22 protein-coding genes are annotated in these 25,060 nt (G+C 57.0%); 9 read left to right on the plus strand and 13 right to left on the minus strand.

What is annotated here, in order from left to right:
- Positions 1 to 157 precede the first annotated feature (157 nt).
- The 3 genes from A3730_RS07610 (at position 158) to A3730_RS07620 (ending at position 2,067) form a co-directional block, all read left to right on the plus strand.
- Positions 158 to 439 (plus strand): putative quinol monooxygenase, encoded by a 282-nt coding sequence (locus tag A3730_RS07610; protein ID WP_063520223.1) that lies wholly within the window; start codon positions 158 to 160, stop codon positions 437 to 439.
- A 37-nt stretch (positions 440 to 476) separates the two neighbouring features.
- Positions 477 to 1,610 (plus strand): glutathione S-transferase family protein, encoded by a 1,134-nt coding sequence (locus A3730_RS07615; RefSeq protein WP_063537835.1) that lies wholly within the window; start codon positions 477 to 479, stop codon positions 1,608 to 1,610.
- 220 nt (positions 1,611 to 1,830) lie between these two features.
- A complete protein-coding gene (locus A3730_RS07620) occupies positions 1,831 to 2,067 on the plus strand; it encodes a DUF5062 family protein (RefSeq protein ID WP_063520554.1) in 237 nt (78 codons plus the stop codon).
- 34 nt (positions 2,068 to 2,101) lie between these two features.
- On the opposite strand, the gene A3730_RS07625 is transcribed toward A3730_RS07620, so the two are convergent.
- Both A3730_RS07625 and A3730_RS07630 read right to left on the minus strand, forming a co-directional pair.
- Positions 2,102 to 3,199 (minus strand): PepSY domain-containing protein, encoded by a 1,098-nt coding sequence (locus tag A3730_RS07625; RefSeq protein ID WP_063520553.1) that lies wholly within the window; start codon positions 3,197 to 3,199, stop codon positions 2,102 to 2,104.
- Positions 3,200 to 3,219: 20 nt separating this feature from the next.
- On the minus strand, positions 3,220 to 5,295 hold the full coding sequence (locus A3730_RS07630; protein WP_063537837.1) for a TonB-dependent receptor domain-containing protein: 2,076 nt from the start codon (positions 5,293 to 5,295) through the stop codon (positions 3,220 to 3,222).
- Between the two features lie 221 nt (positions 5,296 to 5,516).
- Between A3730_RS07630 and A3730_RS07635 the strand changes: the two genes are divergently transcribed.
- The 3 genes from A3730_RS07635 (at position 5,517) to A3730_RS07645 (ending at position 10,309) form a co-directional block, all read left to right on the plus strand.
- Positions 5,517 to 7,706, plus strand: coding sequence for an OsmC domain/YcaO domain-containing protein (locus tag A3730_RS07635; protein WP_063537839.1), 2,190 nt, complete (start codon positions 5,517 to 5,519; stop codon positions 7,704 to 7,706).
- Positions 7,707 to 7,831: 125 nt separating this feature from the next.
- The gene (locus tag A3730_RS07640) at positions 7,832 to 9,730 is read left to right on the plus strand and encodes an acyltransferase family protein (protein ID WP_063518521.1); all 1,899 of its coding nucleotides are present in this window, start codon (positions 7,832 to 7,834) and stop codon (positions 9,728 to 9,730) included.
- 126 nt (positions 9,731 to 9,856) lie between these two features.
- Positions 9,857 to 10,309: a hypothetical protein gene (locus A3730_RS07645; RefSeq protein WP_082872297.1), complete on the plus strand. Its 453-nt coding sequence runs from the start codon at positions 9,857 to 9,859 to the stop codon at positions 10,307 to 10,309.
- 19 nt (positions 10,310 to 10,328) lie between these two features.
- Here A3730_RS07645 and A3730_RS07650 read toward each other — a convergent pair whose 3' ends face one another.
- Positions 10,329 to 11,285: an NAD(P)-dependent alcohol dehydrogenase gene (locus A3730_RS07650; RefSeq protein WP_063518520.1), complete on the minus strand. Its 957-nt coding sequence runs from the start codon at positions 11,283 to 11,285 to the stop codon at positions 10,329 to 10,331.
- 119 nt (positions 11,286 to 11,404) lie between these two features.
- Positions 11,405 to 11,821 (minus strand): alternative ribosome rescue aminoacyl-tRNA hydrolase ArfB, encoded by a 417-nt coding sequence (gene arfB, locus A3730_RS07655; RefSeq protein ID WP_063518519.1) that lies wholly within the window; start codon positions 11,819 to 11,821, stop codon positions 11,405 to 11,407.
- Between the two features lie 49 nt (positions 11,822 to 11,870).
- Here arfB and A3730_RS07660 point away from each other — a divergent pair, with 49 nt between their 5' ends.
- Positions 11,871 to 13,559: a molecular chaperone HscC gene (locus A3730_RS07660; RefSeq protein ID WP_063518518.1), complete on the plus strand. Its 1,689-nt coding sequence runs from the start codon at positions 11,871 to 11,873 to the stop codon at positions 13,557 to 13,559.
- Positions 13,559 to 14,833: an RDD family protein gene (locus A3730_RS07665; RefSeq protein ID WP_063518517.1), complete on the plus strand. Its 1,275-nt coding sequence runs from the start codon at positions 13,559 to 13,561 to the stop codon at positions 14,831 to 14,833. Before A3730_RS07660 ends, A3730_RS07665 begins: the two co-directional genes overlap by 1 nt.
- An 83-nt stretch (positions 14,834 to 14,916) precedes the next feature.
- On the opposite strand, the gene A3730_RS07670 is transcribed toward A3730_RS07665, so the two are convergent.
- The 7 genes from A3730_RS07670 to A3730_RS07700 all read right to left on the minus strand — a co-directional run bounded on the left by A3730_RS07670 (position 14,917) and on the right by A3730_RS07700 (position 22,582).
- Positions 14,917 to 16,269, minus strand: a complete 1,353-nt coding sequence (locus A3730_RS07670) for an SPFH domain-containing protein (RefSeq protein ID WP_063518516.1) — start codon at positions 16,267 to 16,269, stop codon at positions 14,917 to 14,919.
- Between the two features lie 100 nt (positions 16,270 to 16,369).
- Positions 16,370 to 16,906 carry a cytochrome b gene (locus A3730_RS07675; protein WP_063518515.1) on the minus strand — a complete coding sequence of 179 codons (537 nt, stop codon included), beginning with the start codon at positions 16,904 to 16,906 and terminating at the stop codon, positions 16,370 to 16,372.
- 153 nt (positions 16,907 to 17,059) lie between these two features.
- On the minus strand, positions 17,060 to 18,316 hold the full coding sequence (locus A3730_RS07680) for a hypothetical protein (protein ID WP_063537841.1): 1,257 nt from the start codon (positions 18,314 to 18,316) through the stop codon (positions 17,060 to 17,062).
- A gap of 3 nt (positions 18,317 to 18,319) precedes the next feature.
- Positions 18,320 to 18,979, minus strand: coding sequence for a hypothetical protein (locus A3730_RS07685; RefSeq protein ID WP_231880698.1), 660 nt, complete (start codon positions 18,977 to 18,979; stop codon positions 18,320 to 18,322).
- A 150-nt stretch (positions 18,980 to 19,129) separates the two neighbouring features.
- A complete protein-coding gene (locus A3730_RS07690) occupies positions 19,130 to 21,016 on the minus strand; it encodes an MFS transporter (protein WP_063520982.1) in 1,887 nt (628 codons plus the stop codon).
- A 163-nt stretch (positions 21,017 to 21,179) separates the two neighbouring features.
- The gene (locus tag A3730_RS07695) at positions 21,180 to 21,779 is read right to left on the minus strand and encodes a TetR/AcrR family transcriptional regulator (protein ID WP_063520981.1); all 600 of its coding nucleotides are present in this window, start codon (positions 21,777 to 21,779) and stop codon (positions 21,180 to 21,182) included.
- A 170-nt stretch (positions 21,780 to 21,949) separates the two neighbouring features.
- Positions 21,950 to 22,582 (minus strand): DapH/DapD/GlmU-related protein, encoded by a 633-nt coding sequence (locus A3730_RS07700; RefSeq protein ID WP_063520980.1) that lies wholly within the window; start codon positions 22,580 to 22,582, stop codon positions 21,950 to 21,952.
- Positions 22,583 to 22,813: 231 nt separating this feature from the next.
- Here A3730_RS07700 and A3730_RS07705 point away from each other — a divergent pair, with 231 nt between their 5' ends.
- Positions 22,814 to 23,521, plus strand: a complete 708-nt coding sequence (locus tag A3730_RS07705; protein ID WP_231880697.1) for a DUF4197 domain-containing protein — start codon at positions 22,814 to 22,816, stop codon at positions 23,519 to 23,521.
- A 451-nt stretch (positions 23,522 to 23,972) separates the two neighbouring features.
- Here the strand turns inward: A3730_RS07705 and A3730_RS07710 are convergent, their stop codons facing one another.
- The gene (locus A3730_RS07710; protein WP_063521420.1) at positions 23,973 to 24,704 is read right to left on the minus strand and encodes a glutamine amidotransferase; all 732 of its coding nucleotides are present in this window, start codon (positions 24,702 to 24,704) and stop codon (positions 23,973 to 23,975) included.
- 100 nt (positions 24,705 to 24,804) lie between these two features.
- A partial coding sequence (locus tag A3730_RS07715) for a transposase (protein WP_156501059.1) occupies positions 24,805 to 25,060 on the minus strand: 256 nt, incomplete at its 5' end.

A 25,060-nucleotide genomic window follows, 5' to 3' on the forward strand; every position in this document is an offset into this window, starting at 1 on the left:
GACCCGAACAATCTGCAGGCAGGGAGTGGGCAGCCCGCGTAACGCGCCCGGGCCTTTCTGGCCGCAACAGCGACGTGAAACACCATGGCTGCGTTTTCCAGCCTGTGTGAGGATGCCTTATCCACCCATAATCACAGCCAGATAACGGGAGACAACCATGATTGCCATTACCGCTGTCATGTCCGCCACGCCGGGTAACGGTGACGCCCTGGTCGCAGAGATGAAGAAGATCGCCGCCGAAGTGGTGAAGGAAGAAGGCAACCATTGCTACCTGGTTCACCAGTCCGTGGACGATGCCGATACCGTGCTGATCTACGAACAGTACACCGACCAGGACGCCATCGTGGCCCACCAGGAAAACATGAAAGCCCTGGGTGGCGGCCTCAAGGGGCTGCTTGCCGGTCGCCCCGACGTGAAGCTGTTTACCCTGGCAAGCTGAGCGCATCACTTATTCTATCAGGTAATCAGGAGGCGTCATGGCCAGCCAGGACAACACCCACAGGCTCTACGGGGTTCCCCATTCGCTGTACACCGGTATCGCCCGCTGCTACCTGCGAACCCAGGGCATTACCTACACCGAAATCCCCACCACCGATGCGGATTTCCACACCCGCATTCTGCCGATTATCCAGCGCAGTATTATCCCGGTGCTGGAAACGCCGCAGGGTGACATCGTCCAGGACAGCCTGGATATCATTGACCACTTTGAGCAACAGGGCGTGCAATATTCCGCCTACCCGGATGGGCTGCTACAGCGGGTGCTCTCTGTGATCATCGCCTACTACGGTACCCAGGCCATGCTGCCCCACGCCATGCACTACCGCTGGAGTTACCGTGAGGCCCAGGAAGGCTTTCTGCATGACCAGTTTGCCGCCGGTGCCGGTGAGGCCATGGCCGACAAGATCATGTCGCGGATGAATGCCTACCTGCCCCAACTGGGCGTGGATGCCCACACGGTGCCGGAAATCGAGGCCTCCTATCTGCAACTGCTCGACACCCTAAACGCCCACTTCGCTGAACACCCCTACCTGTTTGGCGGACGGCCGTCACTGGGCGACTATGGCTTGATCGGCCCGCTGTTTGCCCACCTGGGCCGCGACCCGGTGCCCGCCAACCTGATGAAAACCCGTGCGCCGAAAGTGTTCCGCTGGGTGGAACGGATGACCGCACCGGGGCTGGATACGCCGGAGTTTCCCGGCTATGGCGATGCCTACCTGGCCGACGACGGGATTCCGGCCACCCTGGAACCGCTGCTGCGCCAGATCGCCGACGAAATCTTCCCCATGCTCACCGACAAGCTCGCCTTTATGGACGCGCTGATACGGGAGCACGCCCCGGGGGATGGGCAACCGGTATCGGCCAAGCCCCACCAGCGTTATGTGGGCGTGGTGGAAACCGCTTTTCGTGGCGTACCGGTGCAGGCCGGCGTTCAACCCTACCTGCTCTATGTGCTACGCAAGGCCGATGCCCTGCTGGCCGAGGGCTCGCCCCATGACCAGGCCCGTGTCCGCGAAGCGCTTGCTGAACGGGGCCTGGCAGCAGCCCTGCCCGGCGAACGCGGCTACACCGTGGACCGCCGCGACCATATCGAAGTGTGGGAGCGTACCTAGGGAACCTCTGGACGCCATGCTCTCTGCGCAAAATGCATTGCCTGATTATTGCCTGAACGAGACACCGCAATAACGACCGCCACTCAGGTTAAGGGGGGTTTTACGTCAGGCATCCGGCGTCGAGCGTTTGGCAACGTGTCGGGTATTTGCGGTGAACCGGAAGAAAGCCGGTCTGCTTTGTGCCAAGCTGCAGGTCGAGCCAGCGGTGACGGAGAGCCCCATGAAGAAACTGAAAAACGAAAAAGAACTGGTCAAGAAAGCCATACAGATGGGCGTCGCCTACGCGGAAAAGCGCGGCGTGGTGGAATTTGAAGCGACGGACTCAGCCGCTGAAAAAACTCTCTATATTTATCGCTTGCTGGTGCATGACAAGGTTATCCAGCCGCTGCCGGAAGACCAGGTATCGCAGCCGGCCATTCAGCACAAGCTGGCAATCTGGGCATCCAAGCAAAAGTAATTGAACGATAAAACCGTGCTAGGGCTTCCGGGCTTTACGCGCGGAGAGCGCGGCATCCAGCAAAATAATGCCGAGCAGGGCGGCGGCCGATAACGGGAAGGCCAGGGCCACCAACAGCATAATCAGGCCGACCGCGCGGGCGGGTGATATCACCGGCGATGGTGGTGGCGGACACCGTCCAGACTCCGCCATCCTCCTGGGGGAAATGCACCCGGAAGGTGTCGAAACCGTGGCCTTTTGCCTGCTCCACCAGATCATCCAGATCCATTTTCTGATCCACCGCGCCAGACTCGGGCATGGGGGTTTGTTCCACCGCCCAGGGCACACGATGCAGCCCCTGTTCGTTCATGGCCGCATGATTCTGCGCTGGTTGTGCGGCGGTCGGTGATTCGGCCTGAACAAAGCCGGTGCCGGGGAGCGAACCCCACGGCTGTACAATCTTGCCGCCCCAGATGTTGGTCCAGGCCAACCCGGAAATCAGAAAGAACAGCAGCGGCACCGCGATCAGCCAACCCAGGCTCAGGTGCCAGCGACGCCAACCCGCACGTTGGGTTAGCGCACGGTCAGGCAGCAGTGAGCGCAGGCCGTCCTTCGGCCAGGCCAGGTACAGGCCGGTAACGATCATCAACACGGCAAGCCCCGCCGCGATCTCAATCAAGGCATCGCCCAGCGCGCCCATGAACAGGGAGCCGTGGAAATCCTTGATGCGCGCATAGACGCTGTTGGCCGGGTCCTGGTCACCCAATATCGCGCCGCTGTAGGGGTTCAGATACACCAGCGTCGAAGGAGCGTGGTGGCCACCATGGCCCCCGTGGGAATGGGGCTGCAGGGAAAATCGCGCGGATTGATCCCCGTCCTGGGGCGGCAGGTACAGTTTTATTGCCGAGTGGGGGTATTGCTGCTCGACCGTTTCTTGCAAGGCCGAAGCCGGGACCGGCTGATTGCCGGCTTCCACGGTCAGCAGCGACTGATTCAGGGCGCTGTCCAGCGGCTTGCTCAGCAGCATCAACAAACCACTGAATGCCAGCAGAAACAGAAAGGGGATCACCACCACGCCAGCATAAAAGTGCCAGCGCCATACTGCCTGATAGTAACGATTATCCGTCACGGTTTTCTCTCGCCCCTGGCCCATGCGGTGATTCCCTGACACATTTAGAAGTCGAAGCGCACGCCGGCATAAACAGAGCGCGGTTCGCCTGCCTGAATGCCGACCGGATTGATGGTCTCGTCGTTACTAACGCTCACATTGGTCACATAGACTTCGTCGGTAAGGTTGCGGCCTTCCAGATAGACTTCCCAGCTATCGCGGGTAACCCCGGTGCGCAAACCGACCAACTCATAACCGTCCACATCCTTGTTATTGGCAAAGTCCCCATAACGGTCATCAACGATATCGAAGGTGGGGCCAGCAAAGAAACCGTTGCCGTGGCGGTACATCACTTCGCCTTTGATGAAGAAGTTCGGCGCGACGGGCAGCTGGTTATCGCCATACACCGGGTCGTTATCGAAGGTAAAGTCGTTGTAGGTCATGCTCAGCAACGGTTCGATGCGATGCTCGCTATCGCCCAGGGCAAAGCTGGCGCCGACCAGCGCTTCCACGCCGGCGTGAATGGTATCTTCCACGTTAAGGTCCAGGCTGGTGCCTGGCGCCGCAGGGTCGTCCATGGACAGAATCTCATCCTCAATCTGGGCGTAGTAAACTGACACTTCCCAGTGCCATTCGTTGGATTGCCCCAAAGGGGCCGCGCCACGGGTACCGATTTCCCCAACCACGCCCTGCATGGCATCCAGGGTTTCCTCGCTGGCATCAGCGTCGTCTTCCAGTTCGTATAAAGTCGGCGCTTCATAAAGCTTGCTGACATTGGCAAACAACTCACTGCGGTCCGCAACCTGATAAATCACCCCCAGGCGCGGGTTGATGGATTCATAGTCATCTTTCGGGTTACGTTCCGCACCGGACGATACCGTCACATTATCCACTTCGCGGGTACCAGTAACCGCCTGAGCTCCGTAAACCAGCGTCCAGCGATCGGCAAAATGCCAGCGATCCATGGCGAACACTTCCAGGTTATCGGCCTTGTTATCCACCTTGGTGGAAAGCGCCCCACGGATGCCACCGCTGTGCTGATAATTGCCACCCTTTACCCAGGTTTGTCCGTAATTCAGCCCCAGCAACAGGTCATGGTTACCCAGCTGTTTGTCATAACGCACGGTGGTGCCGAAGGTGGTCTGATCGGTATCGATCAACAGGCTGAAGAAGGGGTTCTGGACAATGGGGTGGTAGAGCGACTGGTCCTCAAAGGAAAAGCCCACCACCAGGCGGCTGGTATCACTCAGGGCCCACTCGGTGCGGTTGGCCGCGCGCCATTTCTCCACGTTATAGAGGAAGTTGCCCGTCACGTTATCCGGGTTGGCCTGATAGGGGTCATCATCGAACTGGTCCTGCCTGAGCGCGCCGGCCAATTCCTGATCATTGTCCACGTAGGTGAAATAGAAGCGATTTTTCACCGTGTCACTGATCTGCCAGCCCGTATTGGCATAAACGCCGCCACGCTGTTGCTCCTGATGACCGCAGAAACCGTCGTAGCTGCGTTGCTCAACGGTGACCAGGCCATCAAAGTCGCCGGCCACCACCCCGCCGGTGACGCTGTTCTGCACGGTGCCATGGCTGCCGGCACTCAGGTAAGCCTGATTGTTGGTGGTGCGCGCCGTGGGGCTGATGAAATTAATCGCCCCGCCCAGGGTGCTGGCCCCGTAGGTCATGGCATTGGCACCCCGGGCGATGACCGCGTAACGCGACGCCAGCGGGTCAATAAAACTGTTGTGGTTGTTGCCATCGGCGGCCGTCACCGGCAGCCCGTCGATCATCAACTTGATGCCGTTGCCATCGTAGGCCACCGCATCCAGGTTGGAACCCCGGCTGGAAAGAAAGGTGCCATCGCCGGTGGAGCCCGTGGCCGTCCACATGCCCGGCACATAACGCAGCATGTCACCGATGCTCACCACATTGCGCTCGGTCAGGTCTTCCGCCTCCACCAGCGTCACACCGCCCGGCGTGAGGGCCTGCTCGCGCTCAAGTTCAATCTTTGTGGCTTCAGCGCTCTGTTCCCCTTGCTCGGAAACCGTAATGGGTGCCAGTTCATTGGCTTCAGGTTCCACAGCAAAAGCACTGGCGGGTGTTAAAAGGGCCAGACACCCAAGCAGTGATGTTCGAGTCGACAGACGCATGATGGTATTTCCCCAAGGCAACCAGTTGCTGCCATAGCGTTTATGGCGGCAAGACGGCGAGGGATTCTACGGCAGCGGCGGTGGCGCCAACATGTGGCATAACGCCGCACAGGCGCCACCATGTTGTGCCTGCGACGCTCAACGCCCAGCCGCCAAGACGCCGGGCCCTAAAAACTGGATAATGGCCGCCTCAGCCATTCCCCCGACCCGGTAGCTCTGCCATGGAAATCAACGTCAACTTCCTCGACAACCTTCGCCTGGAAGCCAAGTTCGACGACTTCACCGTCATCACCGACCAGCCCATCCGCTACAAGGGCGATGGCTCGGCGCCGAGCCCGTTTGACTATTTCCTGGCATCGTCGGCCATGTGCGCGGCCTATTTCGTGAAGGTGTACTGCAAGGCGCGGGATATCCCCACCGACAATATTCGCCTGTCGCAGAACAATATCGTTGACCCGGAAGACCGCTATAACCAGATCTTCAAGATTCAGGTGGAGCTGCCGGAGGATATCTCCGACAAGGACCGCCAGGGGATCCTGCGCTCTATTGACCGCTGCACGGTGAAGAAGGTGATCCAGACCGGGCCGGACTTCCAGATCGAACAGGTGGACAACCTCACCGAAGATGCCCAGGCCCTGCTGATGGTGGAGCCGGACGAGGCCCACCGCACCTTTATCGAAGGCAAGGACCTGCCGCTTGAGCAGACCATCGCCAACATGACCGCGATCCTCGCCGGGCTGGGCATGAAGATCGAGATCGCCTCCTGGCGCAATATCGTGCCCCACGTGTGGTCGCTGCATATTCGCGATGCGGCCTCGCCCATGTGCTTTACCAACGGCAAGGGCGCCACCAAGGAAGCCGCCCTGTGTTCCGCACTGGGCGAGTTTATCGAGCGCCTCAACTGCAACTTCTTCTATAACGACCAGTTCTTCGGGGAAGACATCGCCAACAGCGACTTCGTCCATTACCCCAACGAAAAGTGGTTCAAACCCGGCCCCAACGACGCACTGCCGCAAGGGATCCTGGATGACTACTGCCTGGGCATCTACAACCCGGAAGGCGAACTGGGCGGCTCCAACCTGATCGATACCAATTCCGGCCGGGCGGACCGGGGCATCTGCTCGCTACCGTTCGTTCGCCAATCCGACGGCGAGACGGTGTACTTCCCCTCCAACCTCATCGAGAACCTGTTCCTCAGTAACGGCATGAGTGCGGGCAACACCCTGGCCGAAGCCCAGGTGCAATGCCTGTCGGAAATTTTTGAACGGGCCGTGAAGAAACACATCATTGAAGAAGAGATTGCCCTGCCGGATGTGCCCCAGGACGTGCTGGCCAAGTACCCCGGCATTGTCGAAGGCATCGCCGCACTGGAGGAGCAGGGCTTTCCGGTGCTGGTGAAAGATGCGTCCCTGGGCGGGCAATTTCCGGTCATGTGCGTGACACTGATGAACCCGCGCACCGGCGGCGTATTCGCCTCCTTCGGCGCCCACCCCAGCTTCGAAGTGGCCCTGGAGCGCAGCCTCACCGAACTGCTGCAAGGGCGCAGCTTCGAAGGCCTGAACGATGTGCCGCCGCCCACCTTCAATAGTCAGGAAGTCTGCGAGCCCAATAATTTCGTCGAGCATTTCATCGACTCCACCGGGGTAGTGAGCTGGCGTTTCTTCAGTGCCCAGGCCGACGAGGACTTCTGCGAGTGGGATTTTTCCGGCACCACCGAAGAAGAAACCGCCCGCCTGTTCGGCATATTGAAAGACCTGGAGAAGGAAGCCTACGTGGCCGTGTATGAAGAACTGGGCGCACCGGTCTGCCGTATTCTGGTCCCCGATTTTTCCGAGGTGTATCCGGTGGAAGACTTGATCTGGGACAACACCAATATGGCGCTGGATTATCGCGAGGATATTCTCAACCTGCACCGCCTCAGCGATGAGCAGCTGGGGCAACTGGTGGAACGGCTGGAAGAAAGCCAGATCGATAACTACACCGATATCATCACCCTGATCGGTATCGAGTTCGACGAAAACACCGTGTGGGGTCAGCTCACCATTCTCGAATTGAAACTGATGATCTACCTGGCACTACAGCGTCATGACGACGCCCTGGAGCTGGTGGAAATGTTTATTCAGTACAACGACAACACCGTGGAACGGGGCCTGTTCTACCGGGCGGTCAATGCGGTATTGGAAATCACCCTGGATGACGAACTGGAACTGGACGACTACCGTTACAACCTGGGGCGCATGTACGGTGAAGAGACCCTGGCAACAGTCATAGGCGCGGTTGATGGCAGCATACGCTTCCCGGGCCTGACCCCCACCAACATGCAGCTGGACGGCCTGGAGAAACATCAGCGCCTGATCGAAAGTTACAAGAAGCTGCATGCAGCGCGGGCGGCCAAGTTTGTGACTGTTTGATATCCAGCCAAATAATTTGGTGCGTACTGAAGCATGGCCAGCCGTTAGAGCGAAACACTATTTCTTAATACCAGAAAATGGCAACCAAGTAGCATTAGAGATGCGTAATATGATTGGGGAAAATCATGAATTATCGTAGCGATATTGACGGGCTTAGAGCGGTAGCAGTTCTTGCTGTCCTTCTTTTCCATTCTGGGATCAGTCAGTTTTCTGGGGGCTACGTTGGCGTTGATATTTTTTTTGTTATTAGTGGTTTTTTGATTACCAGTCTGATTTATAAAGATGCGAAGTCAGGAACTTTCAGTTATCGCATATTCTATAAGCGGCGGGTCGCTCGGCTGATTCCTGCTCTAGCACTAACCCTTCTTCTAGTAACCGCCTTCGGTTTCTTTTTCTATGACACAGCCAGATTTGACATTCTAGGAAAACAGATTTTCTTCTCGTCCTTTGGTGCTGCCAATCTGCTTTTTTCTCAAGGCACTGATTATTTTGCAAAGGATGAAGCTTATCAGCCATTTATCCACCTTTGGTCGCTGGGTGTCGAAGAACAGTTTTATCTAGTATGGCCTGCTTTATTCCTGCTTTTTTATCGAATAAGTCCAAAACTGATTGGCTCTCTAGTCATCATCATGCTTTTTGTTTCTCTAGGCTTATCTATCAATGTGGCTGCAGATCGCTCACCATCAGGGTATTTTTTGCCCCAATACAGGGGTTTTGAGCTTCTCATCGGCGCCGGTCTTGCTCTAAGCATGAGCCGGAATTCTGCTAAGAATACACCCGAAATCATCAAACAAGCCGCTAACTATTTAGGGGTGATTGCCATATTAATTCCCATCTTTACCCTTGATAATGATTCCAGTTTCCCAGGACTTAATGCACTGTGGCCTTGTCTTGGAACAGCATTAATTATTGGTTTCCCAAATAAAGGTCTAGTAACCAGGGCTTTGTCTGCAAAGTGGATGGTAACTATCGGCTTGATTTCCTATCCACTCTATCTTTACCACCAACCCCTGATTTCTTTTTTTCACTACTTCAATCTGACTTGGTCACCATGGGCCTTATTCTTTTTTGTCTGCATTTTATCATTTCCTGCTGCATGGATTACATATCGTTATCTGGAAAAACCCCTCCGCCAAGCTGTGCACAAAAAAAACCGGGCGTCTTCTCTTATTACTACCAGCCTGTCACTTACCATTCCTCTTTTCGCTATCGTTGGCATTGTTATTGCAAAAACAAACGGATTGGAAATGCGTTTCGCTCACCTAAATCCTTTTTCTGTACAAGTAATAAAAGCCCATGCATTTTCATTTCACGAAAAATTTCAAAGAGGGATAAATATTGACAGCAAAGGAGAAAAAAGGATTCTTTTCATTGGGGACTCCGCTCTTCAACAATACGTTGACCCAATAGCTTCAGCATTGCAGATTCCCTCTGATAAAGTAGACAGTGTCACTAGAGGCGGCTGCGTTCTTTTAAAGGGCGTCGAATTCATTGACTCTTATTCTGACATTTCATGTAATCGCATGCGCGAGGATCTATATCGACGGAATGATCACTACAACTATATAGTCATTTCTCAGCTCTGGAGCTCCTACGATCAGGCTGTCCGAAATTTCCCTAAAAAAGTTGAAGAAAATGCAAGGTGGGCACCTTTCATTAACGCCTCAATCACACACTTTTCTCCTTTAGCCGGTAGAATAATTATCATTGGCCGACACTTGGATGTCGAAGGAACCGGGCCCCTTCAGCCTACACTCCGCCTAAATGAAGAGGATTATATTCGCGGCCTTGATGACCTCCATATTATCAATGCCGAATACTTACAAAATAAGAATGACTACTTTTCCACCTTGGAAAAAGAAAACGACGTCACGGTAATAGAACCATATCGTATTTTCTGTTCCACAAACGAGCATTGTGTTTTGAGAAGTGAAGAATGGTCATTTTTCAGCGACAGACACCATATAAGCTCAACATCTACCCAATTTGTCTCTGAAAGAATCAAAGAGCTACTGGACTTGTAACAGCTGTTTTTTCATTCAATCCTGGCTCAGGTAAATCACTAACATGCGGCGCGGGGGTAAAGGCCTGAACGCAAACCGCGCAGCGCTGGGTAAACCCGGCAAAAAATAAACAGGGAGGCGACCATCATGGCAATGTTTCGGCTGGCGTTGTTCTTGCTGATGCCCGGCGTTGTCCAGGCCGACGCAACGTCACTGGAGACGTATCTGTCCGCCAAACCATTACGGATGGAGGTACGCTATTGTGAGTGCGCGGTAATAAGCCCGGATGGGCGCTCACCAGATCCACTACCGGGTTTTATGGATCAGGCTGACGCGCTGAGTGTTGCTGTAGAAGCACAGGATAAAGGCTTCATTTCCACTGAAGTGCTTTTTCTCGGCTACGCCCTGCAACCGGAAGCCGGGGCGCCTGAGGCGTTCCGGTTTCAATACGTTGGGGACTTCACCACCCCACGGGGACATAACAGTGCGCGGGGAGCGGTGATTCTGGAAAAGAATCAGTGGGTCAGTCTTTGGGGTTCACAGGGAGGCGATGGCATAACCGGTGTTGCCGTGCGGTTGACGGACACCACCGGGCCATAATTTTTCAAGCGGTATTGCTCTAGTCATTCGCTACATCAATCACCACTTTCCCCCGGCAACGACCCGAGCGGTTGCGATTGTAGGCCGCTTCACTTTCTGCCAGCGTAAAGACGCTGTCGATAATGGGCGTCAGGGTACCGGCCTCAACCATGGCGGTCAGCGTTTCCAGATCACGTCGGTACGATTCCACCACCACGGTGCCGGATTTTTTACCCAACAGTCGATAAAGCGGCGTAGCAAACATGGAGGCACCCTGGCCGCCAGTGGAAATAAAGTAGCCCTTCTTGCCCAGCAGGGCAGAACAGGTGAGCGGGGTTTCGTAAGAGGTGACGTCAAAGACCAAATCAAACGGGCCAGCCGTTTTGCGGTAATCACCCTGGGTATAGTCGATAATGGCATCTGCCCCCAGCTCACGAACAAAATCCACATTGCGACCACTGCAGACCCCGGTGACATGCAACCCCAGATTTTTGGCGATCTGTACGGCGAAGGTGCCCACACCGCCGGAGGCACCAATAATCAGCACTGTCTTGCCGGCTTCGCCTTTGCCTTTGCGCAGCCCCTGCAACGCCGTTAGCGCCGCCAACGGCATGGCCGCCGCTTGCGTGAAAGACAGGTTCTGCGGTTTTTTGGCGATGCGGCGCTGGCTGATCCGCGCCTGCTCTGCCAGTGAGGCTGTGCGCAAACGCATATCCATGCCATACACCGCATCGCCAATATCAAAATCACGCACGTTACGCCCCCGGTCGACCACCACCCCCGCCAGGTCGTCCCCGAACAGGGGCGGCAAGCGTTTCACCATCACCGGACTGGCGGCCATGGCCAGGTTGTAATTCAGTTTCCAGTCTTTGGGGTTTACCGACGCGGCATGCACCGCCACCAACACATCATCCGGTTTTAACCGATCGGGCGCCTCTGTTTCGATCAGGGCAAGGCCAGGGTGCAGGCCCCAGCCGGAGGTAGCGATGGCTTTCATGACAAACTCCGTGATATGCATTTGACGCTCAGCTTAACAAAGCGGGCAACAAAGCGGATGGTCAGATAACGACAAGGCGGGGGAGTATTTGTGTCAATGCGAAGGCCTGAGCAAGCACCTCAGCCGGGATCCACCTTGCCGCGCAGGGACTTGGTCCTGCCGCGTTTGGTCTTGCTGTCCAGGCGTCGGCGCTTGCTGCCCAGGGTCGGGCGGGTGGCCTTGCGGGGTTTTTGTTCCACGGTCACGCTTTTTATCAGCTGCGCCAGCCGGGCCAGGGCATTTTCCTTGTTCATTTCCTGGGTGCGGAACTGCTGCGCCTTGATCACGACAACGCCGTCGGTAGTAATGCGCTGGTCACTCAGTGCCAGCAACTTTTCCTTATAGCGCTCGGGCAGGGACGAGGCGCGGATGTCGAACCGCAAATGGATGGCCGAAGCGACCTTGTTCACATTCTGGCCACCACTGCCCTGGGCGCGGATCGCCTGCAGGTCGATCTCGTTGTCGGGAATCTGTAAATTACGGCTGACTTGAAGCATAACCACGGCTGCTGCAACGGGATTGTCAGCCTAACAACAAGGAACGCGCATGACCATTATCGGTATCGACCTGGGGACCACCAACAGTGCCTGCGGCATCTGGACGGACGAGGGGGTCAAACTGATACCGAACCGGCTGGGGGACGTGTTGACCCCGTCGGTGGTCGGGCTGGACACCCAGGGTGAGCTGATCGTGGGGCGTACCGCCCGCCAACGCCTGATCAACCACAGTGATCAGACCGTGGCCGCCTTTAAACGATTGATGGGCACCGACCACAAGATCAAGCTGGGCCGCCAGGCATTCAGTGCCACGGAATTGTCATCGCTGGTATTGCGCTCATTGAAGGAAGACGCCGAAGCCTACCTGGGCGAGGCGGTCACCGAGGCGGTCATCAGTGTGCCGGCCTACTTCAACGATAACCAGCGCCACGCCACCAAGCAGGCCGCCGAACTGGCGGGCCTGAAAGTGGAGCGGTTGATCAACGAACCTACCGCCGCCGCCATTGCCTATGGCCTGCACGAAAAGCAGGAAGGCCTGTTCCTGATCCTGGACCTGGGCGGCGGCACCTTTGATGTATCACTGCTGGAATTTTTCGACGGCATCATGGAAGTTCACGCCAGCGCCGGGGACAACTTTCTCGGCGGCGAAGACTTTGTCGATGCCATGGTCGACGACGTTTTACGCGAGCATTCGCTGCGTCGCGATGACCTGAAGCCCAACCTGCTGCAACAGCTTTACCTGCAGATGGAAGGCGCCAAGCGCAAACTGGGCCCGGCCGACCAGACCCTGTCCCTGGAGCTGGGCGACAAGACCGTGGAGCACGTGGTCACCAGCGACTGGTTTACCCGGGTCAGCACGCCGCTGCTGTTGCGCGCCAAGCACCCCATCGAGCGGGCGCTGCGCGATTCCAGCACCCACCCAAGCAAGATCGACGATGTGGTGCTGGTGGGCGGCTCTACCCGGCTGGCCATTTTCCGTTCCACCGTGGGCAAGATGTTCGGCCGCCTGCCGTCCTGCCACCTGGACCCGGATACCGTGGTGGCCATGGGCGCGGCAATCCAGGCCGGCCTGATGATGCGTAACGAAGCTCTGGACGATGTGGTGCTGACCGATGTGTGCCCCTACACCCTGGGCACCGGGGTGATCAATCGCGACAACAGCAAACTGGGCGACTATTTCATGCCCATCATCGAGCGTAATTGCGTGGTTCCCGTGAGCATTGCCCGGCAGGTATGCACTGCCTACGACGACCAGACCGAACTGACCATCAAGGTCTACCAGGGCGAAAGCCGCTACGTGGAAAAGAATGTCTTTCTTGGCGAATTGAATGTGCGGGTGCCCAAAGACCCGCGAGGCGAGCAAGCGGTGGATATTCGCTACAGTTACGACATGAACGGTTTACTGGAAGTGGACGTGACGGTGGAATCCACCGGCCAGGTCCACAGCCACCTGATCGAACACGCCCCGGGCGCCCTGAGTGACGAGCAAAAACAGGCCGCCCGGGAAAAACTCGCGGCGCTGAAATTTCACCCCCGCGATGGCGAAGACAACCGCGCATTGATCGCCCGCGCCGAGCGCCTGTATGAATCCAGCCTGGGCGATCGCCGTGAGTACATCGCCGACGTCATGAAGCGGTTTGAAAAAGTCCTCGACGATCAGAACCCCGCAGACATTGCACGGATACAGAAACAGGTGAAAGAAGCGCTGGATAGCCTGGAGAGCGAGGACTGGTTCTGATGCCGCCCTGGGATAGCCTGCAGATTGAACCTACCGCCGACGCGCGGGCAATCAAGCGCGCCTACGCCAAACAACTCAAGCAGACCCGGCCGGACGAAAACCCCCAGGGCTTCCAGCAACTGCACCAGGCTTACAAGCAGGCACTGGCCTGGGCCGAACAACAATCGTCGCAAGACGCCCCGACGGCAGCCCCGGAAAGCTGGCACAGCCAACCGCTCTCGCCCGCGCCCCAGGAACCGGTGGAAACCAGGCCGGAGCCCGAACCGGAACTGGTGCCGGGCCCGGCCCATACCCCGCCGCCCAGCCACGACACCTTTGTCACCGACCCGGAACCGGATGAAACGCTGAAGCAGGCCAGCTGGTCGGTACAACTTGCGCCAACGCCGCCGCCTCCCATCGACGACGAGCCCGCCCCTCTGGATACCCTTGGCGGGCCCGTCGTCGATCCCCATGAGCAGGATCAAACGCTGGCAGCACTGCTGGCGCAAGCCCGCGAGCTTCTGCAGCAACCGGAGGGGGCGCAACAAGCTGATTGCTGGCATTTTCTTACCCGCACACCACTGATACTGGACGACGCTTTTAACCGCCGGCTCGGCCATGCCCTGTTTGCCGTGTTGACCGAACAGCAGCAATCCGGTCAGCCGTCGCTGTCGTACCCGGTGGTCCGTTACCTGAACGGGCTGTTCAACTGGGAAGGGCAGCGGCGCTGGCTGAATGAGGATTTTGGTGAAGACACCTGCGATTCACTCTTTCGTATCCTCGACGATACCCCGCTGAACCAGGACGCCATCAAGGCCGTTCGCGGTGGCCAGGGAGTGTTCGCACAGAAGAAGAAACCCCCACCAGTGGCGCCGGAGGAAGTGATCATGGGCGGTTATTTGCTGCGCATGCTGGCCTTTGCCATGGACATGTTTCTGGTGGTGGTCGGCGCTATTTTTGTGGCCGAGGTGCTGCACCGTTTCGGCAGCAGCAGTGACGAAAGCGGCGCACCACTCGCCATAATACTGGCCGTACCTCTCTATTTGTTGATGGCGCTGATCATGGAATCCAGCCCGATGCAATCCACACCAGGGAAACAATTGCTGGGCATGCGTGTTACCAATCGGCGATTACAGCGATTGCATCCATTACACAATGCCGGGCGCATCATTGTATTTTGCCTGACCGGTATTTTGTGGAAGGTGATTTTTATTGTGAATGCCTTTATGAAAGGACATCTGCTGCACGACCGCATCAGCCGCAGCTATGTGATTCAGTATCGCAAGTCGGAATAGGGCAGGGGAAAGCTCCCCGCCCGGCAAGGAAAGACAACAAGAAGGGCGCCGGGTTAGCAAGGCGCTAACCCGGCAAGCCGGGCCTACTTGGTCAGGTCCCGTTCATAGCTCAATCGTTTGGCCGCATCCAGCGTCAACATCTGCATAAACGCCTTGGTTTCCGTATCCGCTCCAGTGGGCGTGCCGTTGCTGCCACCACCGAACACATACTGCGGCACCTTGCGCTGGGCAAAGGCTTCCGCCCAGATTTTCTGAATCTGAATTTCGGCATCCAGCTTCTGGGCCAGGGCGTTATCCGCACGCAGAATTTCCCGCTTCTGGTAAGCTTCTGCATCGGCCAGGGTGCGACGGGTTTCCGCTTCTACCCGGGCTTTTTCCAGATTGATTTCTGCGGTCTGCTTTTCAATTTCTGCCTGCTCTTTCAGCTTTTGTGCCTTGGTAATCGCCAGCTGCTTTTCGGTTTCCGCTTCCGTGGTGCGCTGAATCTGGTCTACCTTGGCTTCCGCCTGGCGCTCAGCCACTTCCCGCTCACCACGGGCAATGGCCAGCAGTCGCTGCTCTTCTTCCTGCACCCGTTGCTCGCGGGCAATGGCCCGGTCTGCAGAGGCTTTTTGCTTGAGTTGCATGCGTTCCACGAAGCGCTGGTTGGGATCCATCTGGGTCACCCGGGCTTCTACTACGGTGACACCGTAATCAATAAAACGCTGGGACTTCCGCCGGGGCACGCCGGTATCGTCAAGCATCTTGCGTACCACAAATATCACCTTGGCATCGTCGCCGTAGTCTTGTTGCTCGGTGCCCATGGCCACATTGGCACTGCCTTTGATCTCACCCACGCGCTTCTGGCTGATTTCTTCACGACGCACAATGTAGATGCCATTGATCATCTGGTTTTCAAACTCGGTATTGAATTCGGTACGCCCGCCGGAGTAATACTCCTCGGCGCTCATCAATGACGCATTGGCTTGCAGGGTTTCCTTGAACGCGGGGATCAACGCCGTGCGCAACAGGTTTTCCGGTGTCCGGTATTCATGGGCCAAATGCAGGAAACTGTCCGGGTCGGTGGGAATGGTAAAGCGCACCGTGGCCTGGGCGTTGGCGTCCACCTGATCCAGGAACATGATGTTCTGCGGCGGCAAGGCTGCGGAGGTTTCCGAGTTCTCCACCTCCACATAATCCAGGGTTTCACTGCCACCGCGCACGGCTTGCACGGTCAGTGCGCGCTTCCAGGAATTCCAGCGACCAAAAAGGAAGAACTGATAGCCCACATCCGACACCACCTTTTCCTGACCGGTGATGGTGCGCACGTGATACACGTAGCCCGGTTCCGCATAGAAAATGGATTTGTTGGCAACAATAAGCAGCGCCAGAATGCTGATAACCCCAACCGCAACGCGCCCCAGCGGCATTGCCCCCTTCAATTTTTCCGTAATCATGATGCCCCAGTCTCATTTTTAGAAGGGCATATTTTACGGCGCGATTTCCATAACGATAGTGGTCAATGTCTTACATTTGGAATCGGCACAGGGTACCGATTCAGTCTTTGCCCCACATGCGCGGCAGCACGTTTACCTGCCCGGTTTGCTTGCGGTGCAGCAGGGCCATACCGATATGGCCAACGATCATGGCCAGCAGCACCCAACCCAGCACACCGTGGAGCAGGTTACCCGGTTCCACCATCCAGGCGATCTTGTCGCCGTCGAAACCCGACATCAGTGGTAGCCCGAACGGCTCAAATGCACGGCCTGAGCCGTATTGACGCAGCAGGGCAAGGGCGGGAATCAACAGCAATAATCCATACAGGCCGACATGCCCCAATTTCGCCGCCAGGTTGATGGAAGGCGGGCGCCGACTAAGATTCACCATCGCCCACCCCAACCGGATCAGCGCCAGCACGATCAAGATCAACCCTAACGGTTTGTGGGTTGGCCAGAAAAACGATTCGAAGGCGGTGTCCTCGAAACCATAATGCGCCAACGCTGAGAGAAACTGCCAGGCTAATAGTAATGCCATGCTCCAGTGCAGAAACCGGCTGATGCTACCGTAGCGGGCCGGGGTATCGTCCTTCGACATGACATTCTCCTGTTAGGTGGAGCGGGGCTGCCTGGCGGCTTTGCTGATTATTGCTCACCAAGAATGACAAGAAAATGTGCAGAAAATATGCAAGGGAATCGCAGTTCTGAAAACACAATCGCAGGCCAGCCAAGCCGGCCTGCGTGCTACCGGTCAGCCAACGGGGACGGCAAAATGGATCATCACATGAACCTGGAGTTCGCCGACCAAAAAGCCCAACAGCGCCCCCACGGTAATCAGGATCCATTCATCTTGCTGGAAAGCCGGACGGAGCAAGCCTTCGAATTCTTCCTCGGTAAGCTCCTGCATTTTTTCCACCATCAGATTTTTCAGGTCCATGGCTTCTTCTGCATACGCTTCCATATGGCTGAGGGTTTCCGGCAGGTGCTGCATTACCTTTTCCGATACCGACCGTTTCATTTCCTGGTATTTGGTGCTGCCCACAGCAAATACCACCAGTGGCTTCGCCAGGCCGGATTGCTCATCCAGGGTCCGTTGCACCTGCTTTTGGACCAATCCAAACAGACGATCGGACATGGGGCCTTTAAGAATGGCTTCGATCACCGCTGCAGGGGTAACAATTTCACTGGCAACCAGCTCACCGTAACGAGCAGCAACCTGTTTGCGCCGTTTCAGGAACAGGCCCTGCCATTCGAACAACCCCAGGTAACGCACCGGTTGTTTCGGGTTGAAGATCATTTTCAGCGCCAGCCAGTCGGTGAACCAGCCGGTGAAGAGCCCGAACAGGGGAATCACCCAGATGTTGTGGGTAAAAGCCCACACCACCGCCTGCACGATGCCGATGGCAAAACCGAAATAGATGCCGGAATTACGGATGAACTTGAATTCCACATGGCCGGCTTCCAGAAACACCCGGTTGAGCAATTCCTTGTCGCGCACCAACGCGTTGATTACCAGATCCTTAAGGTCAAACACCCGGGTAATATTGCTTTTGATGTCCTCCATGATCTGCTCGACCATGTGCGGCGCTTCGTTCTGGATCCGCTGGATAATCAGCCGCTTCACCGATTCCGGTGCCGCTTCCCACAGGCCCGGCTGGTATTCCGCCGCCACTTCCCGGGTGATGTCTTCCACCGACTGAATCAGCGGATCACGAATTTCCTCCGCTACCCGGTGGGGGTCCAGCTTGTTGAACACATCCTCCGGTTTCAGCAACCGTTCCATCATCAAATCGCAGGCGATGCTGGCCATGGTGGCCGCCTTGCTCGGTACGATGCCCTGCCACCCGAAGAAAGGGCGCCAGCCGACGAATGTCAGTGGTTTGAACATCATCTTGATGGCCACCACCTTGGTGCCATAACCAATGGCCGCTGCCACAAACGGCATGGACAGGTAGAGAATCCAGTTGGCTTGCAGGTCAGCCAGTATCAAATTCAAATCGGTAATCACGGGCTACTCCTCAACGTCCGTAGGGGTGGTCATTAACGCCCACAATTGACGGCCCAGCGGACTGATCCGCAGGGTTTCCCGGCGCGTGGATAGTTTAGGCAGGTGGGTTTGCAGCTCGGTTTTCGCCGTACGAAAACCGCTATCGCCTTCACACAGTTCATAATCGGTCCGCAGTGCTTCGGTAAAACTGCTGGCGATCACCAGTCCCTGGGCAAACAGCCGGCTCAGGTACAGGGCAATAAAATCATTGCATTGGATACCCGCCGCACGGCCCACATTGGAGTGGCGGTACAGCACCTCGCCGCGGGAGAAACGCCCACCGCTCTGTACGGTCAGCAGGGGAAAAGCGCTGCCGTCAGATAACGCTGCCAGCAGGCGGGCTTCATCCGCCGTCAGGTTTGCCAACTGGTGTTGCACCAGCATGGCCTGGGCCTGCGGCACACTCTGCTCCATGGACACATCCAGCAGCTGGTGCAGACTGTCCGGCGAACCGTCCATTTCGCCGGGTTCATGGAGGGCTTCAAGGCGGTGCTTCAACCCGTGCAGCAGCTCCTGCTCCACCTCGTGATAACGGGCATCTGCACGCTGTACCGGCGGCAATTGCAGCAACAGCTGCTGGATCCGCGCCCGTAGCGATGCGGGCGACAATGGGGAGTCAGACACATTCGTTCCCTGTTGTTATTGTCGTTGTGGGCTTTCCCGGCCTTCCTTTCATACCGGCAAAGGAAACAGCCTGCCCTTTATTATTGAGTGTCCGGTCTTTTCGCGCGACTGCAAGTTACTGTGCGTATGCTTTCGGCAACCATGCAGCCCTCAGGGGCGTTCGCGCAACGCCAGCACCCGCGTGCGCAGATCGCCGGCTTGCACGGACTGGGGCGGCACCCCCGTACCAACAGCCAGTTTGATTCGCGACCAGAAACGCCGGGGCAGGCGGGTCAGTGCCTTGCCACCCTTATGGCTGAACACGCTGCCCCACAATCCGGACAGGGCCATGGGAATAACCGGCACCGGGCTGTCACTGACAATTTTCTCAATGCCCGCGCGAAATTCATCGATCTCACCGTCACCGGTGAGCTTGCCCTCAGGGAAGATACATACCACTTCCCCGGCGGCCAGCTCTTCACGAATACGCACAAAGGCTTGTTCGTAAATGGCCGGATTACGGCTTTTCGAATCAATCGGGATGGTCTTGCCGGTGCGGAAAATATAATTCAGCAACGGCATGTCATAAATCGGCTTGAACATGACAAAGCGAACCGGGCGACGAATGGCACCGGCCAACAGCAGGGCGTCCACGTAGCTCACATGATTACAGACAAGCATGCAGGGGCCTTCATCCGGGATGTTCTCCATTCCCTCATGCTTCACGCGGTACATGGTGTGGGTAAGCATCCACACCAGCAGGCGAATCAGGAATTCCGGCACCACGGTGTAGATATACGCCGCCACCAGAATATTGGTCAGCGCCAGCGCCAGGAAGAACTGCGGGACCGTCATTTCCAGCAGACCGATCAGCACAATGCCGGCCACCGCTGACAGCACCATCAACAGGGCATTGAGAATATTGTTGGCAGCGATGATCCGCGACAGATGCTTGGGGTTGGCACGGTGTTGAATGAACGCAAACAGCGGCACAATATAGAAACCACCAAACACACCAATGCCCAGCAGATCCAGCAAGACCCGGTACCCACCTGGCTGCTGCAGGAAGCTGACAACACCAATGCTGTTCGTGGTTGCCTGGGCCACACCGGCCAGCCCGGCGTAGGAGAAAAACAGATCGATGCCGAACAGGCTCAAGCCAATGGAGCCCAGCGGCACCAGCCCCAGCTCAACCCGTTTGCCTGACAGTTTTTCACACAGGAAGGAACCCAGCCCGATGCCTATGGAAAAGGTGCCCAGCAACAGCGCGTACAACCCATCGGTGCCAAACAGGTAATCATCCACATAGACTTTCAGCTGGGTGGTATAGGCCGCCCCCATAAACCAGAACCAGGAAATCGCCAGCACGCACATCCACACGGATTTCACTTCCCGCGCATAACCGACGATATGCCAGGTTTCTTTCCACAGGTTCCAGTTGATCTTGATGGATGCATCCGCAGCCGGGGCGGCGGGAATCCCCCTCGCTGCCAGATAACCCAGCAACGCCAGCCCCACCACCGTCATGGCAACGACCCCGTCGCCCACGCCATCCATTTTCAGCAGCACACCAGATATGGAGCCCAGCAGAATCGCCAGAAAAGTCCCCATTTCTACCAACGCATTACCGGATACCAGCTCCTTGTCGGTCAGATGCTGGGGGATGATCGAATATTTGATCGGCCCGAAAAAGGTGGATTGCAGGCCCATGCAGAACAACACGGCCAACAGGAAATAGACACCATCAAAAAAGAAGCCCACTGCGGCGGCAGACATGATGAACACTTCCACCATTTTGATCTTGCGCACCAGGGTGGCCTTGTCGTACTTGTCCGCAACCTGCCCCGCCAACGCCGAAAAAAGAAAGAAGGGAAGAATGAACAAAGCCAATGCCACATTGTTCAACGTGTTCACACTGACTGTGCTGACCACACCGGAGGCAATCAACAGAATCAGTGCCTGCCGAAACACATTGTCGTTGAAGGCCCCCAAAAACTGGGTAAAGAAAAACGGCCCGAAGCGCCGCGACGCCAGTAATGAAAACAACCCTTTCTGCATTTTTTCGCCTTTGGTTTTTGTTCGGGTTTGAGTTCAAAGTTCAAAGTCGAATCGCGATCCTGATGGTCAGCTTCTGGAAAGCGCAGCCCGCGCCATTCCCCATGAACGCGGGCAGCATATTTGCCGTCATGTAGAACATCGTTAGCGTTTCAACTTTGAACTTTCAACTCTCCCTCGCCCAACTATTTAAATAATGTTCCAGCAACGAATCCAGCATGGCCTGCTCATCCACATCGCCGGCCACTTCCAGTTTGTTTTCTGCCGCCAATACCGCAATGCCATGGACACTGCTCCACAGGGTACGGGCTGCCAGATGGATCGCAGCGGCAGACTGTCCATCTGCCAACCGGGCCATTTGCTGTTCCACCCGCTCAAACAACTGCGCCGTGCGTTGCTGGTACCAGGCGGGCACCGGCGCCGCATTCTGCATGCGATGCATAAACACCATCTGCCACAGTGCGGTTTGCGTGCGTGCCAATGACAGGTAGGCGCTGGCCATCTGATGCAGCGCCCGGGGCGGGGGCAGGTTGGATGACGCCTGCATGTCGCCCAACAGGGTATCCAGGGTCGCCGCGTTGGCATGCAGAATAAGGTCATCGAGATTGGCGAAAACGTGATAGAGCATACCGGGCGTATAACGGATTTTTTCCGCCACCTTGCGCACACTCAGTTTTCCCAACCCCTGTTCCGCCACCAGCTCGCGCACAGCGTCGATGGCCAGGGCCTGTAATTCTTCGCGGCTGTGTTGGTTTCGGCGTGCCATGGGTATGCCCTGCAATAGTTACCTGTTGTTCTGGAGCCAGTTACGTAAAAGGTAACGAGCCTGTTTTCCGGTTTGAGCGTGATCCCGTTGCGTCAGCGCAGCGGACAGTTAACCACAACATCTAAACGCCGTTCAATAGTGAGACTGTTGCCAGCCATGACAGTCTGCGTTCAGGAGGAGGCCGACAGCGGCGGGGCACCCGGACGACGGCCAATGGGACGGGCGGGGTTGCCGGCAACGATGGTCCAGGGCGGCACGTCACGGGTGACCACCGCGCCCATGCCCACTACGGCATGATCCCCCAGGGTGACGCCATCCACGATACCCGCACGGGCACCGATCCAGACGTCACAGCCAATACGGATCCCCCGGGAAGTCACAGGCTGCTCGCGCACCAGCCGGTCCGCATCCATGCCATGATTGAAAGCAAAGAGGGTGCAATATGCGGCAATGCGTGTGTCATCACCAATGTCGATACCCGCCGCGCCCCCTTCCAGGCTCACATGGTGGTTAAGGCTGACCCGCTGACCCAGCCGAACAGGGCCGTGAATGACGCAATCAGCAGCGATCTGGCAGCCATCTCCCACGATAATATCGCGACCCGGCTCGGCGAACAGAGCGGCCTGGGGCGCCACAAAGCAATTTTCACCCAGGTGCACCGTCTCCAACGCCATCAACCGTTGCTGGATCCCCTGTTGCCAGGGTTCTGCCCAGGCCCGGAGCTTTGGCTTCAATCGCCCGTACAGCCAGGGCATGTAGGCAAGGCGTTGCTTATGTTGTTCGCGGTAATCGTCGTCGGTCATAAAAGCAGGAGCGAGTTGAAAGTTTAACGTTGAAAAGCGCGAGTCAGGTTATTGGGCCCTGAAAGCCCGTGCCCGCGCAACCGCTGATACCCTGATCGCGGTGAAAATCGTTTTATCGACGATAAGGCCTTGTCCGCGTTTCAACTTTGAACTTTAAACTTTCCACTCAATGAAGTGTTTAGCCGCCCCCGCCCATGCAGTAGCATGCCCGACAACAACAAGGAGAACACCGTGAAGAAACTACTTCCTCTTGCTCTGGGCCTGGCGCTGGCCGGCTGTCAGCACATGGAATCGGCCATGCCCTGGATCAACATGGGTAACCAGATGGCCAAGAATGCCGGTTACAACACCGATGAGAAACTGGCCGCCGGCATTAAGGAAGCCCTGATCAAGGGGACGGATGTGGCCGCCGCCCAGCTGTCCCAGGAAGGGGCCATGAACCTGAAGCTGCCCAAGGCCGCGGATCCGGTGACCGATACGTTGCGTCAATTTGGCCTTGGCAGCTACGTGGATCAGTTGGAAACGGCCATGAATCGCGGCGCAGAAAAGGCGGTGGCCTCCGGTGCACCGGTCTTCAAGAACGCCATCAATGCCATGAGTGTGGATGATGCCCTGGGGATCATTCAGGGGGGCGATACGGCGGCGACCCAGTATTTCCGCGGGGAGACCGAGAACAGCCTGCGCCAGCGCTTCCAGCCGATTGTGGAAGAGAACCTGCGCAAGACCGGTTTCTACGACCAGTATCAGACATTGCTTGGCGCCTACGATAAGTTACCGCTTACTAACAAGCCCAATCTGGACCTGGAAAGTTACGTCATCGACAACAGCATGGACCAGCTCTATACCCGCATTGGCCAACAGGAAACCCGGATTCGCCAGAACCCCATGCAGCAGGGGAGTGCGCTGATCGGCGCGGTGTTTGGAAACTCGAACCAGTAGCTCGTCGATCCGCAAGAGCGTCGCTGGCAGCGCGATCACGACAGTATCGAGTTACGAGCAGCGAGCTTCGAAAGTCAAAACCCGAAAGCCGGGACAGTCAGGTTTTCGCTTCTCGCTCCTCGTGACTCGTACCTTAGGGAACCTCTGAAAAACTCCTTGCGTACTCAGTCTTTCAGTCTGGTTCGCAATCTATACCCCATTCGGGGCACAGAGGGCGCGCTTTTGAAGGTGTCCCCTAACTGGGATCGAGATATGTCCATCCATCGAAAAAGCGCAACAACGAGTGCGGGCCAGACTGGATGACCCGAAGGGCGCGGCCTGAAGCGCACACCTGCTGCGCCTTGCCTCTCGGAAAGGGAACCACCCTGACCATCAAGACAAGACGCAACAGCTGCACGCTTCAGGCCACGCTGAGCATGCAAGGAGTTTTTCAGAGGTTCCTTAGTTACCGCTACGCCACCTGCGCCAGGGTGAGCTGGGCGAAGCGCGCGAGGATAGCGCTGGCATCGTGGCATTCACGCACTTCCTGCAGATGCGTATCGACCTGCTGCTGGCTCAGGCTGTCGCCACTCAGGGCCTGCAGGTAGGCGCGCATCACATCAGCACTGAATTCCGGGTGAAACTGCACCCCCCACACCCGCTCCCCATAACGGAAGGCCTGGCAGACATCATGCACGTTACTGGCCAGCACCGTGCAGCCTGGCGGCGAAGTAAGTACTGACTGCTTATGCACCACTTGCGCCCACGGATGACCCACCATGGCGCCTAACAACGGATCCTGCTGCCCCGCTGGCGTAAGCCGTAACGGCACCGTGCCCACCGCCATCCCCAGCGGATTATCCGCAACCTCACCGCCCAGAGCCTGGGCCAGCAACTGGTGGCCGAAACACAGCCCCAGCACGGGTAACTGCGGGGTGCTGTGTAGCGTGGCAAACAGCCAGTGGGCCAGCTGCCGCATCCACGGCTGCGCTTCGGTCACCATGGCATGGGAGCCGGTAATCACCACCCCCGCCAACGATGTCGGAGCAGGCAGCGGGCGCGCATCGGTGGCATCCACCTTTATGACCGGCAATGACAGGCCCAGTCCCTGGGCAATCCAGTCATCGAAATCGCCGTAATGCTCACGGATCTGCGGGTAGGTATGACCGGCTTGAATAATGGCGATCGGCTTGTGATTGTTCATAACACTCTCCTTGTGAGAACAACCTCAGCAAGGGGTGTACCAACTTTTCAGAAGCTATAAACCTCAGTTGTAGGAGATTCTATGTTGTCCACCCCAGTCTTCATGAGGCAGGGGCCGGCTGATAGTCGGTGCCATTTTTCATAAGCGCGAAGGCGATACGAACCAGTTTGCGCGCCAGGATGACTAACGCTTGGGTAGTTGCCAGCCCTCGATCCAGATAAGCCTGATAGACCCCTGCCCAACGCTTGCTCCGGCGAGCGGCCATGGCCGCGCAGTAAAGCAGCCTGCGAGCTTCTGAGTCCCCTTTCTTGGTCAGTTTTCGCTTGCCGGTTTTGGTGCCTGAGTCTCTCACGTGA

It is taken from the genome of Alcanivorax sp. HI0044 (assembly GCF_001634945.1).

Bases quoted from the DNA above. Each gene is read 5' to 3' on its own strand.
- A3730_RS07675 (WP_063518515.1), bottom strand. From the start codon at position 16,906: ATGTCGAAGGACGATACCCCGGCCCGCTACGGTAGCATCAGCCGGTTT.
- A3730_RS07630 (WP_063537837.1), bottom strand. From the start codon at position 5,295: ATGCGTCTGTCGACTCGAACATCACTGCTTGGGTGTCTGGCCCTTTTA.
- A3730_RS07620 (WP_063520554.1), top strand. From the start codon at position 1,831: ATGAAGAAACTGAAAAACGAAAAAGAACTGGTCAAGAAAGCCATACAG.
- A3730_RS07625 (WP_063520553.1), bottom strand. From the start codon at position 3,199: ATGGGCCAGGGGCGAGAGAAAACCGTGACGGATAATCGTTACTATCAG.
- arfB (WP_063518519.1), bottom strand. From the start codon at position 11,821: ATGCTTCAAGTCAGCCGTAATTTACAGATTCCCGACAACGAGATCGAC.
- A3730_RS07695 (WP_063520981.1), bottom strand. From the start codon at position 21,779: ATGGCACGCCGAAACCAACACAGCCGCGAAGAATTACAGGCCCTGGCC.
- A3730_RS07710 (WP_063521420.1), bottom strand. From the start codon at position 24,704: ATGAACAATCACAAGCCGATCGCCATTATTCAAGCCGGTCATACCTAC.
- A3730_RS07660 (WP_063518518.1), top strand. From the start codon at position 11,871: ATGACCATTATCGGTATCGACCTGGGGACCACCAACAGTGCCTGCGGC.
- A3730_RS07615 (WP_063537835.1), top strand. From the start codon at position 477: ATGGCCAGCCAGGACAACACCCACAGGCTCTACGGGGTTCCCCATTCG.
- A3730_RS07670 (WP_063518516.1), bottom strand. From the start codon at position 16,269: ATGATTACGGAAAAATTGAAGGGGGCAATGCCGCTGGGGCGCGTTGCG.
- A3730_RS07665 (WP_063518517.1), top strand. From the start codon at position 13,559: ATGCCGCCCTGGGATAGCCTGCAGATTGAACCTACCGCCGACGCGCGG.
- A3730_RS07645 (WP_082872297.1), top strand. From the start codon at position 9,857: ATGGCAATGTTTCGGCTGGCGTTGTTCTTGCTGATGCCCGGCGTTGTC.
- A3730_RS07690 (WP_063520982.1), bottom strand. From the start codon at position 21,016: ATGCAGAAAGGGTTGTTTTCATTACTGGCGTCGCGGCGCTTCGGGCCG.
- A3730_RS07640 (WP_063518521.1), top strand. From the start codon at position 7,832: ATGAATTATCGTAGCGATATTGACGGGCTTAGAGCGGTAGCAGTTCTT.
- A3730_RS07650 (WP_063518520.1), bottom strand. From the start codon at position 11,285: ATGAAAGCCATCGCTACCTCCGGCTGGGGCCTGCACCCTGGCCTTGCC.
- A3730_RS07635 (WP_063537839.1), top strand. From the start codon at position 5,517: ATGGAAATCAACGTCAACTTCCTCGACAACCTTCGCCTGGAAGCCAAG.
- A3730_RS07700 (WP_063520980.1), bottom strand. From the start codon at position 22,582: ATGACCGACGACGATTACCGCGAACAACATAAGCAACGCCTTGCCTAC.
- A3730_RS07610 (WP_063520223.1), top strand. From the start codon at position 158: ATGATTGCCATTACCGCTGTCATGTCCGCCACGCCGGGTAACGGTGAC.